This is a genomic window from Pricia mediterranea (genome assembly GCF_032248455.1).
In the GTDB taxonomy this organism is placed as follows: Bacteria; Bacteroidota; Bacteroidia; order Flavobacteriales; family Flavobacteriaceae; genus Pricia; species Pricia mediterranea.
Genome location: NZ_JAVTTP010000001.1, coordinates 2,415,155 through 2,428,908 on the forward strand (window position 1 = coordinate 2,415,155; position 13,754 = coordinate 2,428,908).

Sequence of the window (13,754 nt, forward strand, 5' to 3'; positions counted from 1 at the left end):
AGCCTCTCTTCGATGCGTTTCGACAGCCCGGGTCGGTCGTTCCGTTCCCAGTAATCATTTATCCTTGAGGCCATTCTGCCAGCCCACTTCGGCCCGTTTCCCGCCGGATTGAATCATTCTCGCCAGCCCGTCAGCCCTACTTCAGTCCGTTTCCCGACGGGTAGGATCTTTTGGGGAGGCCCCTAATTTTGATCTCTTTTATTTCATGCTCTTCAAGCTTTTCCACCGCATCTTTCAGGATTAAGAGGTCTGTTTATACGCCAGCAGGGTCTTGTACTTTTCCTTTTTATAGACCTTTTCGATTTGTTTAAAAACGAAGCTCTTGAACGTAAACCCGGCCAACCCGGCCAGGACTACGAAGATATACCCTGCGGCCGGATTGATAAGATAATGTCCCAGTCCGTAAACCAGCAAGGGCAGAAGCAGTTTCGGAATCGTTAGCAACATGGTCTTTAAGTTAAAGGATTGTTTGTCGCCGAACGCCCTCTTGTTCGAGGTCAGGTCGATCGGGGTTTTGATGTAGGCCCCGCCCCATAATACTAGATACGAGTTGACACCCATATTATAGATGGCACCTACCAAAACGGCCAGATAGGCGCCCCATCCGAAATAGAGATAAGGAAGTGCTAAAATAGTACTGACCAGGGTGGCGATGGTTACCAAGTACCATTTGGAGTTCAAATAGTCTCTGTATTTGATGTTCTGGCTCATCATCAACGGATAATACGAGCTGTCCCAACTCGGCACGAACTGTCCGAACGTAAAAAGAAAGCCCCCGGAGATAAAGATTCCCGCGAAAATCTTCCAAATAGGGCCATCATAGGTTTCGATTGCCCCGGTAAAGAACAATAGACCGTAAAAAAGGAAGAAAACACTGGTCAGTACCGTAGTCTTGGAGCGTTTGTTGCGTTTGATAAGCCGGATGTCGTTCTTGAGGAAGACCCCGAGATTCCCGAAGCGGTCCAGCCACGAGAAATCCTCGGACTTGGCCTCGGTCTTTTTTTGTGCTAGACCGGCATCCAAATACATGTTTTTTTTGAAATAATTGAACGCTGCGGTATAAAGTCCAATTAAAAGAGCCCAAGGAAGTAGTGCCATCCATGGTATCTCGTAAAGAGCTTCAAAAAAGGGAGCCGTCAACCGGGTAATGTCAAAATAGCCGTAGTACTGGGAGATGCCCAGAAGGGCAAAGACTATGGCCAAGGGAATCAAGATACTGTCCTTATTATTTAGGAGGACGTTCAGGAAATTGTTGCAGTAGATAAGCGCCAGGATGCCCAAATGCCATCCTATAACGCCCAAAGGGGCGTATCCCTCGATCAAAAGTACCACCGAAAAGGGAACGAAGAAAAAGGCGTGGGCCAAGTTAAAAAAGGAGACTACCGTCTTGCCCAAGGAGTAACGGACAATCTGGACTTTTTTAATGGGAAGGTAGAGCAAAGGTTTTATGTTGGTGATGGGCATTTTTTGAAGGGCATACCGAAATCCGAGGTCCCCCGCCAAATAATAGATTAGAAACTGGTTGACTATCAGGAGGGGATCGCCCCATCCCGACTTTTCGATAAGATAGAACGCCCCGACCCCCATTGAGAGAAACACCACCATAAAATACAGGGCCATAAAGCCCATAAAAATCTTGAGGATCAAGTTGGTTTTGAAAGAGGCGGCCCTAAAGAACGATTTCCATTGCAGGTTCAGGAAGTGTTTCAGCATCGGATTTGTAAAATTATGGGATAGACCCGTTTAAAAGTAGCGTTTTGTTCTGAAATCAGGGACATGTTTTTCGCTTTTACGTTTTAAATCGATTTCCCAATCCGTATTTTTGCAGTCCTCGGTGAGAGGTGGGCCGTCGCAGTTGCGGATGACGGGCTAGATGCTTTTAAATTTTCAGCTGATATACTATGGCAGATTTCCATCCCTTAACGGTCAAACACATTAAATCGCTTACTCCGAATTCGCTGGCGATTACCTTTAGTATTCCCAAAGAATTGATTCAGACCTTCGATTTTGTTCCGGGGCAGTACATTACCGTAAAAAAAGAGATAAAGGGCAAAGAGCTGCGAAGATCGTACTCCATCTGCTCCTCGCCTAGAAGCGATTGCTTTACCATCGGGGTTAAAAAAGTGGACAAGGGTGTGTTTACCCATTTTGCACATACTCAATTAAAGGTGGGCGACACTTTGGAAGTTATGCCGCCAGAGGGCCGGTTTACGTTCCATGCTACCGATCGTCCCAAGACGATTGCCGCTTTTGCGGCCGGCAGTGGAATTACCCCGATAATGAGTATCGCCAAGGCCGTATTGGATAGTCATCCCGAGAGTAGGTTTGTGCTGGTCTATGGCAATAAATCATTTGAACAGACGATGTTCTACACGGAATTGGTCAAGCTGGAACTGGAGCACTCAGACCGCTTCTTTACGTATTTTGTGACCAGTCAGACCCAGGAAGACGATTCGCGATTCGGCCGCATCGACACCGCTATGGTCAATTTCGTGCTCAAGAACAAGCACGCAGACACGGAGTTCGATGCCTATTACCTTTGCGGGCCCGAACCTATGATCAATCTGGTGTCCGACACCTTGAAGGAAAATGAGGTTCCCAAAGACAAAATACACTTCGAACTTTTTACCAGCAGTGGGATCCTGGACGAACTTCCTGTCACGCCAGAAGGCATGACTCAACTTCATGTTACGGTCGACGACGAGGTTTTCGACCTGACCATGGACAAAAAAGAGAGGGTTCTCGATGCCGTACTCAAAGAAAATATCGACGCCCCCTACTCCTGCCAAGGCGGAGTGTGCAGCACCTGTATCGCACGGGTCACGGAGGGCAAGGCCGAAATGGCCAAAAACCAGATTTTAACGGACGGCGAAATCGAGGAAGGATTTATCTTGACCTGCCAGGCGCACCCCTTGACCTCGGTTTTAAAAGTGGACTACGACGATGTGTAGGCGTCCTCTGGAACGACTTGAGCGATGGAAAGTACGGTAGACTGTATTTTATAAGAACGACAACCTTCCCGTACCGCCTTTTATTTGGCCGCCTTTTCAAACCTATTGCATCAAGAATAATAGCTGTTGGATTCAATCCGTAGGGGAGGTTTCCTAATTTTGAACGAATAAACTGCCTTGAAGAACAAATTATGTCAAATTTAGGATGAGATTATGCCGTCCTCCAGAATGCATTGATATATTGGCAAATAAAAATTCTTCGTTCTCGCCGTTATCTTCAGAAACTATGTTTTTTAAACCTTTTATATCCAACGCATCCGATCCGCTCCTATGGCTGTTTGCCGCAATATTCTTTTTAGGTGCCGAATCGACTCCCTTACGTGCACAGGCATCTCTTTCCAACGCAGGGGACGGGTTAAGTCAGGCAACGAATTCCCAGGATAGCCGGTTCTTGGAGAAAGTCCCGATTAACCTAGTTGTCGCTCGGGTGAAGGAAATTCCTACCGATGCAACAAATTTCGCCATTCCCCGAAAGCCCCTTCACCTCAAGCCGGAATATCCAGTCGCCCGACAAATCGTTGAAAATTACTATAACAGTATAAATAAAAATCCTGGAGGAGATTGCTTGGTCGTCAGTAAAAGCCGTTTTGCAAAGGCCTACGAAGATGTTTACGGCCGGCCGTTTTACAAAGACTTGCCAGATGCCATCGCTACGAAGCAGTTGACGCCTCATCAGGTGTTCAACAACCTGTTCATTACCGCAACGAAATCAGATGCGGAATGGCGTGACCTGCCCTTCGAGTACAGGGCCAAAGGCAACGCCGGTGCAGTTGCGATCGCAGGTCTTGGGGAATTGGTCGATACCGAAGGAATATGGAGCGGAAAACTTCGTCCCGGGGCGCTGGTACAGGTATGGCGGTTGCGGGAAGATTACGAAAAAGTGCGTCATGGAGCCGAGGTGCTCGATTTTGACCCTTACGGGCACTCCTTTATTTTCCTTGGCTACGAACTCGATAAGAAGGGAGCCATAAAGGGACTGAGAATTGCCGATCAGGGCTACCAAAGCTATCGGCCCTTAGTGCCCCGCGATTATGAAGTGTGGTGGGGGGTCAATCTCAAGATATAGAACAACTTATACGTTAAATCTTTACGATTTTTACCGTTTCTATTCAATCTATCTCCAAGTTTTACGTTACTATTGCATAACCATGTCGCTCAAGTACTTCAGACGGTCTTGTTAAAGTACAAGCGATTCCAAATTTATTTTGTTTCAGGAAATTCTGAGTAGAATCATGGGATATTCTTAAGGGTAGTATATGCGATTTATACTTAGCATTCTTTTTTTGTGCAGCGGAATTCAAGGCTTCGCTGTGACATTGAACGATGCTAATTCCCATGAAAGTGATGTCCGGATTTCAGCCTTTGCGGCTGCCGTTATCACAATGAAGCTGGAAGACCCCAAAGCCTACAATAATCCCGATTCCCTCACATATGTGGCCACCAAGGCACAGGCGGATTTTATCAGGATACGCCTGCGCAACGCCTTCAAGGAAAACCGCATCAGCATCGACAGTGTAAAGAGGAGCTTCGGCCGGCACCTGACCGACCGGATCATTCCTTTTTGGTATGGAACCGGATGGAGTTTCGGGGGGCACACATCCATTCCCAAAAAGGGGAAGATTGCCTGCGGCTATTTCATCGCTACGACGCTGAAAGACATGGGCCTAAACCTGAACCGGTTCAGGTTGGCACAAAAATCACCCCTTGACGAGGCACGGGCGTTGAGCTGCGGCTCTGAGATTACGACCATCGCACACGAAGACTCCGAAAAAGCTTTGTCAGAAATAAAAGGGCATGTACGGCCAGGTGTGTATTTTATAGGTTTCGATACGGGCCACGTGGGTTTTTTGGTCAAGAAAAAAGAGAAGATTTTCTTGGTACATTCCAATTATCTTTCCCCCGTCTCGGTATGTATCGAACCTTTGGAGACCGCCAAAATCCTTAAAACCTTCAAGAAGTTTCACCTGGTCGACATTTCGCATAACGATAGGCTGATCGAGAAATGGTTGAACAACGAGGTCGTGTTATGACCCGTCCTAGACGGCCTCGAACATTTTTCCAGGCAAGGGCCGCACGACCCCTTTTATTTCCATGTTCAATAAGGTAGATGATACCTTGAACACCGGTAATCGACATTCCAGCGCAATGGTATCCAGCAATTGTTTGCCGTCCCTAAGCAGATAATCGTGGATCGCTCGCTCGGTATCGTCCAATCCCACGAAAAGCTGCTGTTGCGCATTTTGGTTCTTTTTTTCTTCGACGTCCCAATTCAACAGATAGACCAGGTCGGCCGCCGAAGTCATCATATGGGCCCGATGTCGTTTGATGAGGTTGTTGCATCCCACGCTGTATTTATCATGGGTACGCCCCGGTACGGCGAAGACATCGCGATCATAGCTGTTGGCAATATCCGCTGTGACCAAACTGCCCCCTCTTTCCGCGGATTCTACTACTACCGTAGCCTCGCTCATACCCGCAATGATGCGGTTCCGCTTTAGAAAATGCTCCCTTTCCGGCTGGCTCGTACTCCAGAACTCGGTGTAAAATCCCCCATTTTTCTCGACATCCCTAATGTATTTGGCATGTGCTTTCGGATAGATTTGGTTGAGGCCGTGCGCCAGACATCCGATGGTTTGCAGGCCGTGTTTTACCGCCGCTCTCTGAACCGTAATATCGACTCCATAGGCAAATCCGCTCACGATAATCGGGTTCAGGGGAGCGATGTCTTCAATGAATTTCTCGCAGAAAGCCCTGCCGTAGCTTGTTATTTGACGGGTACCGACAACACTGATAATTTTTCGCCCTGTCAATTCGATATTCCCGCGTTGGAACAACAGCACGGGACTATCGGAGCAGTGTTTCAGGTATTCGGGATGTCGGGCATCCAAGAAATACGTGTATTCGATTTGATTTTTTTCGATGTATTCATACTCCGCTTCGGCAGCCTCCCGATGTTGCGCATCGTAGAGTCCGCTTAGGGTGTAAGAGCCGATGCCGTCTATTTTCAATAGCCGTTGCCGCTTATCGGCGAAGACCGCAGCGGGGCTCCCGCAATAGGATATCAGTTTTTTTGCGGTCACATCGCCTATATTCGGAACATGCTGCAGCCGTAAGACCGATATAAGCTCATTTTCGTCCATTTCGTTCATAAAGAGCGAATTCAAAGTTATTCACAAAGCGCATCAAATATAATGTTAATAAATAGTAAGCGGGCGGCTGGTATCCCCATTTAAATTTTATAATCTTTGTACCAGATGGCACTAGAACACTATATATCTGAACTGCTTTACCGCTACAACTGCGTTGTGGTGCCGGGTTTCGGCGCGTTTTTGACCCAACCGAGGTCCGCCGTCATCCATGAAGAAACCCAGACCTTTTATCCTCCGATGAAAAGGGTATCCTTCAACCAGCAGCTGGTGGCCAATGACGGGCTGTTGGTGTCCCATATGGCAGAAGTCCAAAAAACCACTTTCGAAGACATGCTAAAGCAGGTCGAGGAAGAGGTGGCAGATTGGATCTCAAGACTGCAAAACGGGGAGCGGCTCGAGTTGGCCCAAATCGGTGAAGTCTGGTCCGGTGCCGAGGGGAGGATACAGTTTCAGCCTTCCGGAAAAACCAATTATCTGATGGCTTCCTACGGGATGTCCTCTTTTGCCGCCGTTCCGGTAGCTCGGGAAACCATGAAAGAAGAGGTGGCCGCTTTGGAAGAAAAGACTCCTTTTGCCTTCACGCCCGAAACTCGCAAAAGTGTAGCGGCCCGACCCTATTTAAAATATGCGGCGGTCGTCTTGTTGGCGCTTACTGCCGGGGTGGCAGGCTTCCAGTTCTACCAGGCCGACCGGAACAATCATCAGTTGGTGCGCGAAGAGGCGCAGCAACAGGTTTCCAAACGTATTCAGGAGGCCACTTTTTTCGACACCGACCCGTTAGAGCTGCCTACGATTACCCTGAAAACCACAAAGAAGTCGGTAACGGACAAAGCGGGACAAAAAATACACCACATAATTGCTGGCGCATTCCGCTATAAAACCAATGCCGATAAAAGAATAGCACAGTTGCAAAAGCTGGGTTTCAACCCCTCCTATATCGGAACCAATCCTTTCGGACTGCATATGGTAGCGTACGACAGCTTTAATGATGCGCAAAAAGCCTTGAGTGAACTTCATCGGGTCAAACGCTCCCAAAAAGATGCTTGGTTAAAGTCCGTCAGGTGACCTCTTCTTGAATTAATCGAAATCCATAGCAAATATAGTAGTCATACCATTGCGTCCTTTTGGCACCATTTTCCTTTTTAAAATGGCTCTAAATACGTAACTAAAATCCCGATAAGTTTGTTAAACAGTCCGCTTTAAAGTAAATTTGTGAAGATTCCAAACTCGTAGCGCATCTTAAATCGTACGTTATGCCCAGCCGGTATCTGTCGGCTGGATCGCATTAAAAACTGACATTGGAAGCGCTTCCTAATTCCAACTTTAAACAATGAGCGGATTGGTTAAATCTTCGATAGCCCGAAAAGTGGTTATGGCCCTTTCGGGTCTTTTCTTGGTCTTCTTTTTGGCACAACATTTCACGATCAACGTCACCTCGGTACTTGCTCCCGATACCTTTAATGAGTGGTCACATTTTATGGGCTACAACGGGCTGGTGCAATTTATATTGCAACCTGTTCTTATTGCGGGCGTTATCGTCCACTTTGTAATGGGTATTGTGCTCGAAATCCAAAACAACAAGGCAAGGGCGATAAAGTATAAAAAATACACTGGGAGTGCCAATGCCAGCTGGATGTCGCGCAACATGATCATCACCGGACTGGTCGTACTCGCGTTTCTAGGACTGCATATGTACGATTTTTGGGTGCATGAGATGGACTATAAGTACCTTTCGGCGAATCCGGAAGATCCGACCCGGTACTTTGAGGAGACCGCGTACAAGTTCGAATCGGTTTGGAGAACCGCGATCTACGTTGTTTCATTCGTATTCTTGGCCTTGCACCTATGGCACGGCTTCGGCTCTTCTTTTCAAAGTATGGGCGTAAACAACAAATACACCCCTGCCATTGTAGGTTTCACCAAAATATATGCGATAGCAATCCCCGCAGGTTTTATTTTTATCGCGCTTTACCATCATTTTAATCCGATAACACAGTAGATAATGGGCAAATTGGATTCTAAAGTCCCTTCAGGGCCGTTGGCCGATAAGTGGACGAAACATAAGAACGAAATCAACCTGGTCAATCCGGCAAATAAACGGAATATTGATGTTATCGTGGTCGGCACAGGGCTTGCCGGGGGATCTGCTGCGGCGACCTTGGCCGAACTTGGTTATAACGTAAAGACCTTTTGCTATCAAGATTCCCCCAGGCGCGCGCATTCCATCGCTGCACAGGGAGGGATCAATGCCGCGAAAAATTATCAGGGCGATGGGGATAGCGCGTATCGATTGTTCTACGACACCGTAAAAGGGGGAGACTACCGTTCCCGTGAGGCGAACGTATATCGTCTGGCGGAAGAATCGGCAAATATAATCGATCAATGCGTGGCCCAAGGCGTGCCTTTTGCGCGGGAGTACGGCGGATTATTGGACAACCGCTCCTTCGGGGGCGTTTTGGTATCCCGGACCTTTTACGCCAAAGGCCAGACGGGCCAGCAGTTGTTATTGGGATGTTACGCTGCCATGAACCGGCAGATCAACCGGGGGAAAATCAAGCCTTACAACCGTCATGAAATGATGGATCTGGTCTTGGTAGACGGTAAGGCGCGGGGCATTATCGCCCGCGACCTGGTATCCGGGGAAATAGAACGCCACTCTGCCCACGCGGTGGTCTTGGCCACCGGAGGCTATGGAAACGTGTTTTTTCTTTCCACAAATGCCATGGGAAGCAACGTAATGGCCGCTTGGCGTGCGCATCGAAGGGGAGCCTATTTCGCGAATCCCTGCTTTACCCAGATACACCCCACCTGTATCCCCGTTTCGGGCGACCACCAGTCCAAATTGACCCTAATGTCCGAGTCCCTTCGGAACGACGGCCGCATCTGGGTGCCCAAACGCAAGGAAGATGCCGAGAATATTCGTCAGGGAAAATTAAAGCCGACCCAGTTAAAGGAGGAAGACCGGGATTATTATTTGGAACGTCGCTACCCCGCTTTCGGTAACCTGGTGCCGAGGGATGTAGCTTCAAGGGCCGCCAAAGAGCGCTGCGACGCCGGTTTTGGGGTCAACAAAACAGGCGAAGCCGTGTATTTGGATTTTGCATCCGCCATTGAGCGCTACGGAAAAGAGGAGGCTTTGACCCATGGAATGAAGGATGCCGATAACAAGACCATCACAAAATTGGGTAGGCAGGTGGTCGAGAACAAGTACGGCAACCTTTTTCAGATGTACGAGAAAATTGTTGATGAGAATCCGTATGAGACCCCTATGATGATCTATCCTGCCGTACATTATACCATGGGCGGACTGTGGGTCGATTATAATCTGCAGACTACCGTCGATGGTTGCTACTGTATCGGGGAAGCCAATTTCAGCGATCACGGGGCCAATCGATTGGGAGCTTCGGCTCTGATGCAAGGTTTGGCCGATGGTTATTTTGTTTTGCCCTATACGATCGGGGATTACTTATCCAACGATATCCGAACCGGTGAAATATCTATCGATTCCCCGGAATTCGATCAGGCAGAGGAAGCGGTTAGGGAGCGTATCGAAAAATTGATGTCCGGCAGCGGCAAGCATTCAGTGGACCATTACCACAAGCTATTGGGCAAGATTATGTGGAACAAATGTGGGATGGCCCGGAATGCGGAAGATCTAACATCGGCCATAGATGACATTGCTGCGTTGCGGGAAGACTTTTGGGCCAATGTTAAAGTTACCGGAGTTGCGGACAGCTTGAACGCCGAATTGGAAAAGGCCGGCAGGGTTGCCGATTTTCTAGAATTGGGCGAACTTTTTGCCAAGGATGCGCTGCACCGTGATGAATCTTGCGGCGGACATTTCCGGGAAGAGTACCAAACGCCGGAAGGCGAGGCCTTACGGGATGATGAAAATTTCAAGTATGTCGCAGCTTGGGAGTTCAAAGGCGAGCCTAAAAACGCGGTTTTGCATAAAGAAAACCTGAAGTACGAGAATATTGAACTGAAAACGCGCTCGTATAAATAATGCATCGATTGAATTAATGTAACAATAGGTCTATTGTTATATTTTCAAATTGTTTACTTTTCAAATGGATAATTCATGAAATTAAACTTGAAAATATGGCGTCAGAAAGATGCCAAGTCCAAAGGAGAAATGAAAGACTACCCTATCAATGGGATTGAGGGAGACATGTCGTTTTTGGAAATGTTGGACGTCTTGAACGAAGAGCTTATCAATAAGGGCGAAGAGCCCGTACAATTCGATCACGACTGTCGAGAAGGCATTTGTGGGTCTTGTTCATTGCAGATCAACGGGGAACCGCATGGTCCCGATCGATTGGTTACGACCTGCCAATTGCACATGCGAAAGTTCAATGACGGAGACACCATCGTTATCGAACCGTTCCGTGCAACGGCCTTTCCTGTAATCAAAGATTTGGTAATAGATCGCAGTGCTTTCGATAGGATACAGCAGGTAGGGGGTTATGTTTCTGTCAACACCTCTGGTAACACGGTCGATGCGAACGCTACCCCTATTGAAAAAGAAAATGCGGACGATTCGTTTTATGCGGCCACCTGTATCGGGTGCGGCGCTTGTGTCGCCGCTTGCAAGAATGCCAGTGCGATGCTATTCACTTCCGCCAAGGTATCGCAATTTGCACTGCTGCCCCAAGGTAAGGTCGAGGCTACCGAGCGCGTGCAGAACATGGTGCGCCAAATGGATCTCGAAGGTTTTGGGAACTGTACCAATACCGGGGCCTGTGAAGTGGAATGCCCTAAAGGTATTTCCTTGGAGAACATCGCAAGAATGAACCGCGAGTATTTATCGGCCAACGTAAAGGGGTAACACGGACCCGAACTCAATAGTAAAACCAATCCCAAATTCCGACGTATGGAGTTTGGGATTTTTCTTGACATTTGCTTAACAAGGTTTCTGAAGGGCTTTCCTTATTTTTAAAAATGCCCAAAGATTATTCCGAAAAGCGCATCAAGGTTCCCCGTTTTAACGAAGAATCGGGTTTTTATACTACCCCGAAGCGCTCCAAGATAATGAGCAAAATAAGGGGCAGGAACACCAAGCCCGAACTCGCTTTTCGAAAAGCCCTGTACGCATCGGGATACCGATATCGTATCGACTACAAAAAGTTGATCGGCAAGCCCGACATCCTCTTAAAAAAGTATAAAACTGCCATTTTTATCGATGGGGAATACTGGCACGGCCATAACTGGTCGGAACGAAAACCCAAGGTCAAAACCAATCGGGAATTCTGGATCGCCAAGATAGAACGCAACATGCAGCGCGATCGAGAGGTAAACGAAGAACTGCGGCGTTTAGGATATACCGTTTTTCGATTTTGGGAATCCGAAATCAAAAAGGAACTCGAAACTTGCCTACGCGAGGTCATTGACCACCTAAAGTCGGTGCAAACGCGTTAAAATAGGATGGAATACCGCACACTTGGGAGGGCTTTAACCTTTGAAACCCCTTATTTAATAGGGTTTTAACGGAGATTGTCGATGATGTAGCTTAGATTGGGGATGAAATTAATCGATAACATTTAAAGATAATAGGATATATGAAAAGGATAGCAATATTAGCGACAAACGGATTTGAGGAGAGTGAATTGAAATCTCCAAAGGAAGCCATGGAAAAGGAAGGTTTTCAGGTAGACATCGTTAGTCCGCAAGCTGGAAAAATCAAAGGATGGTCAGACGGGAATTGGTCTAATTCTTACGATGTGGACGAAACCCTGGACAATGTGAAAGCCGACGATTACAATGCTTTAATGTTGCCAGGTGGGGTAATAAATCCCGATACCTTGCGACATAATGATAAAGCCTTGACTTTCGTACGCGATTTCTTTAAACAAGAGAAGCCGGTAGCGGCCATCTGTCACGCTCCGTGGACGCTCATTAGCGCCGATGTGGTAAAAGGTCGAAAGATGACGAGTTATGTGTCGATCAAAGATGACTTAATTAACGCTGGAGCGAATTGGGTGGACGAAGAAGTAGTAGTAGACCAAGGGTTTGTGACAAGCAGAAATCCAAATGATCTACCGGCCTTTAACGCCAAGCTGATTGAGGAAATTAAGGAAGGTAAGCACGAAGAACAGCACGCTTAATTTAAATAAATCGATAGCACCAAATCTAGAAAAGCCATTCCGCCCCCGCGGAGTTGGCTTTTTGCTTTCTAAACCTCTAAGGATAAATGCTTATTTTTGAACAAAGCCCAAAGCCAATGAAATACGAGCAAATTCCCAATTCCCTTTTTACCAAAAACCGCAAGAAATTTAAGGCCCGTATGAAGCCGAAAAGCATTGCGATTTTTAATTCCAATGATATTTACCCCATCGGTGCCGATAGCGTGCTACCTTTTGAACAGCATCGCGATATTTTCTACTTGAGCGGGGCCGATCAGGAAGAGTCCATCCTATTGCTTTTTCCGGATGCCTCGGATAAAACTCGTAAGGAAATCCTCTTTGTACGCGAAACCAATGAGCACATCGCCATTTGGGAAGGGGAAAAATTGACCAAGGACAAAGCGACCGAGGTTTCGGGTATCGAAACCATCTATTGGCTCAAAGAATTCGATTCGGTTTTTTTTGACCTGATGACTGAAGCCGAGACCATCTATTTTAATACCAACGAGCATTACCGCCAAGCGGTCGAGACCCAAACCCGGGAAGCCCGTTTTATTCAAAATTGTAAGCTGAAATTTCCGGCACACCAGGTCGCCAAAAGCAATCCCATTCTACAGGAAATCAGGGGTATAAAAGAACCGGAAGAGCTCGATTTGATGCAAAAGGCCTGTGATATCACTGAAAAAGGGTTCCGTCGTGTTCTGGAGTTTGTGAAACCGGGAGTATGGGAATACGAGATCGAAGCCGAACTCTTGCACCAGTTCGTACGAAACCGTTCCAAGGGCTTTGCCTATCCGCCCATCATCGCGTCGGGGAACAATGCCAACGTATTGCATTATCTGGAGAACAATAAACAGTGTCAAGACGGCGATATGATTCTAATGGATACCGCGGCGGAATACGCCAATTACTCCAGTGACCTGACCCGTACCATCCCCGTTAACGGCAAGTTCACCAAACGCCAAAGGCAGGTTTATGAAGCCGTACTCCGAGTGAAAGACGATGCCACGAAAATGCTGGTTCCCGGTACATTATGGGCAGCGTATCATAAAGAAGTCGGTAAGCTTATCACCTCTGAACTCTTGGGACTCGGGCTGCTCGACAAGGCCGACCTTCAAAACGAGACCGAAGAACATCCCGCCTACAAAAAATACTTTATGCACGGCACCAGCCATCATATCGGCCTTAATACACATGATTACGGCGCGTTAAAGACGCCTATGAAAGCGAATATGGTGTTTACGGTAGAGCCGGGCATCTATATTCCCGATGAGAAGATTGGCGTACGTTTAGAAGATGACGTGGTAATTCAGCACACAGGCGAACCATTTAACTTGATGGCAAATATCCCCATTGAGGTGGAAGAGATCGAGGAGCTGATGAATGCTTGAGGCATTGCGCTGTAATCTTGACGATGGAAGCATGCGGCTTATCGATAAAATTGCAGTTCATCGAAAATATGCTTCTTGCGG

12 protein-coding genes are annotated in these 13,754 nt (G+C 47.4%); 10 read left to right on the forward strand and 2 right to left on the reverse strand.

Annotated elements, in window-relative coordinates:
• Positions 1 to 240 precede the first annotated feature (240 nt).
• Complete coding sequence (locus RQM65_RS09950; protein ID WP_314014636.1) at positions 241 to 1,713, reverse strand: DUF5687 family protein; 1,473 nt, start codon at positions 1,711 to 1,713, stop codon at positions 241 to 243.
• A gap of 188 nt (positions 1,714 to 1,901) precedes the next feature.
• Between RQM65_RS09950 and RQM65_RS09955 the strand changes: the two genes are divergently transcribed.
• The 3 genes from RQM65_RS09955 to RQM65_RS09965 all read left to right on the forward strand — a co-directional run bounded on the left by RQM65_RS09955 (position 1,902) and on the right by RQM65_RS09965 (position 5,041).
• The gene (locus tag RQM65_RS09955; protein ID WP_314014638.1) at positions 1,902 to 2,951 is read left to right on the forward strand and encodes a ferredoxin--NADP reductase; all 1,050 of its coding nucleotides are present in this window, start codon (positions 1,902 to 1,904) and stop codon (positions 2,949 to 2,951) included.
• Between the two features lie 286 nt (positions 2,952 to 3,237).
• Positions 3,238 to 4,077, forward strand: coding sequence for a hypothetical protein (locus RQM65_RS09960; protein ID WP_314014639.1), 840 nt, complete (start codon positions 3,238 to 3,240; stop codon positions 4,075 to 4,077).
• Positions 4,078 to 4,267: 190 nt separating this feature from the next.
• A complete protein-coding gene (locus tag RQM65_RS09965) occupies positions 4,268 to 5,041 on the forward strand; it encodes a hypothetical protein (RefSeq protein ID WP_314014640.1) in 774 nt (257 codons plus the stop codon).
• Between the two features lie 6 nt (positions 5,042 to 5,047).
• On the opposite strand, the gene dprA is transcribed toward RQM65_RS09965, so the two are convergent.
• Positions 5,048 to 6,151: a DNA-processing protein DprA gene (gene dprA, locus RQM65_RS09970; protein ID WP_314016822.1), complete on the reverse strand. Its 1,104-nt coding sequence runs from the start codon at positions 6,149 to 6,151 to the stop codon at positions 5,048 to 5,050.
• 114 nt (positions 6,152 to 6,265) lie between these two features.
• Between dprA and RQM65_RS09975 the strand changes: the two genes are divergently transcribed.
• From RQM65_RS09975 to RQM65_RS10005, 7 genes are all read left to right on the forward strand, one after another.
• Positions 6,266 to 7,225 (forward strand): HU domain-containing protein, encoded by a 960-nt coding sequence (locus tag RQM65_RS09975; protein WP_314014641.1) that lies wholly within the window; start codon positions 6,266 to 6,268, stop codon positions 7,223 to 7,225.
• A gap of 265 nt (positions 7,226 to 7,490) precedes the next feature.
• Positions 7,491 to 8,159, forward strand: coding sequence for a succinate dehydrogenase cytochrome b subunit (locus tag RQM65_RS09980; RefSeq protein ID WP_314014643.1), 669 nt, complete (start codon positions 7,491 to 7,493; stop codon positions 8,157 to 8,159).
• A 3-nt stretch (positions 8,160 to 8,162) separates the two neighbouring features.
• On the forward strand, positions 8,163 to 10,166 hold the full coding sequence (locus RQM65_RS09985; protein ID WP_314014644.1) for a fumarate reductase/succinate dehydrogenase flavoprotein subunit: 2,004 nt from the start codon (positions 8,163 to 8,165) through the stop codon (positions 10,164 to 10,166).
• A 75-nt stretch (positions 10,167 to 10,241) separates the two neighbouring features.
• Positions 10,242 to 10,988 carry a succinate dehydrogenase/fumarate reductase iron-sulfur subunit gene (locus RQM65_RS09990; protein WP_314014646.1) on the forward strand — a complete coding sequence of 249 codons (747 nt, stop codon included), beginning with the start codon at positions 10,242 to 10,244 and terminating at the stop codon, positions 10,986 to 10,988.
• 113 nt (positions 10,989 to 11,101) lie between these two features.
• Positions 11,102 to 11,578, forward strand: a complete 477-nt coding sequence (locus tag RQM65_RS09995) for a very short patch repair endonuclease (RefSeq protein ID WP_314014647.1) — start codon at positions 11,102 to 11,104, stop codon at positions 11,576 to 11,578.
• A 140-nt stretch (positions 11,579 to 11,718) separates the two neighbouring features.
• Positions 11,719 to 12,264: a type 1 glutamine amidotransferase domain-containing protein gene (locus RQM65_RS10000; protein WP_314014649.1), complete on the forward strand. Its 546-nt coding sequence runs from the start codon at positions 11,719 to 11,721 to the stop codon at positions 12,262 to 12,264.
• A gap of 116 nt (positions 12,265 to 12,380) precedes the next feature.
• Complete coding sequence (locus tag RQM65_RS10005) at positions 12,381 to 13,673, forward strand: aminopeptidase P family protein (protein ID WP_314014651.1); 1,293 nt, start codon at positions 12,381 to 12,383, stop codon at positions 13,671 to 13,673.
• The last annotated feature ends 81 nt before the right edge of the window (positions 13,674 to 13,754 follow it).

What these genes read in the sequence shown, in the direction of transcription:
- RQM65_RS09950 (WP_314014636.1), bottom strand. Translation starts at nt 1,713, where the DNA reads ATGCTGAAACACTTCCTGAACCTGCAATGGAAATCGTTCTTTAGGGCC.
- RQM65_RS09955 (WP_314014638.1), top strand. Translation starts at nt 1,902, where the DNA reads ATGGCAGATTTCCATCCCTTAACGGTCAAACACATTAAATCGCTTACT.
- RQM65_RS09960 (WP_314014639.1), top strand. Translation starts at nt 3,238, where the DNA reads ATGTTTTTTAAACCTTTTATATCCAACGCATCCGATCCGCTCCTATGG.
- RQM65_RS09965 (WP_314014640.1), top strand. Translation starts at nt 4,268, where the DNA reads ATGCGATTTATACTTAGCATTCTTTTTTTGTGCAGCGGAATTCAAGGC.
- dprA (WP_314016822.1), bottom strand. Translation starts at nt 6,151, where the DNA reads ATGGACGAAAATGAGCTTATATCGGTCTTACGGCTGCAGCATGTTCCG.
- RQM65_RS09975 (WP_314014641.1), top strand. Translation starts at nt 6,266, where the DNA reads ATGGCACTAGAACACTATATATCTGAACTGCTTTACCGCTACAACTGC.
- RQM65_RS09980 (WP_314014643.1), top strand. Translation starts at nt 7,491, where the DNA reads ATGAGCGGATTGGTTAAATCTTCGATAGCCCGAAAAGTGGTTATGGCC.
- RQM65_RS09985 (WP_314014644.1), top strand. Translation starts at nt 8,163, where the DNA reads ATGGGCAAATTGGATTCTAAAGTCCCTTCAGGGCCGTTGGCCGATAAG.
- RQM65_RS09990 (WP_314014646.1), top strand. Translation starts at nt 10,242, where the DNA reads ATGAAATTAAACTTGAAAATATGGCGTCAGAAAGATGCCAAGTCCAAA.
- RQM65_RS09995 (WP_314014647.1), top strand. Translation starts at nt 11,102, where the DNA reads ATGCCCAAAGATTATTCCGAAAAGCGCATCAAGGTTCCCCGTTTTAAC.
- RQM65_RS10000 (WP_314014649.1), top strand. Translation starts at nt 11,719, where the DNA reads ATGAAAAGGATAGCAATATTAGCGACAAACGGATTTGAGGAGAGTGAA.
- RQM65_RS10005 (WP_314014651.1), top strand. Translation starts at nt 12,381, where the DNA reads ATGAAATACGAGCAAATTCCCAATTCCCTTTTTACCAAAAACCGCAAG.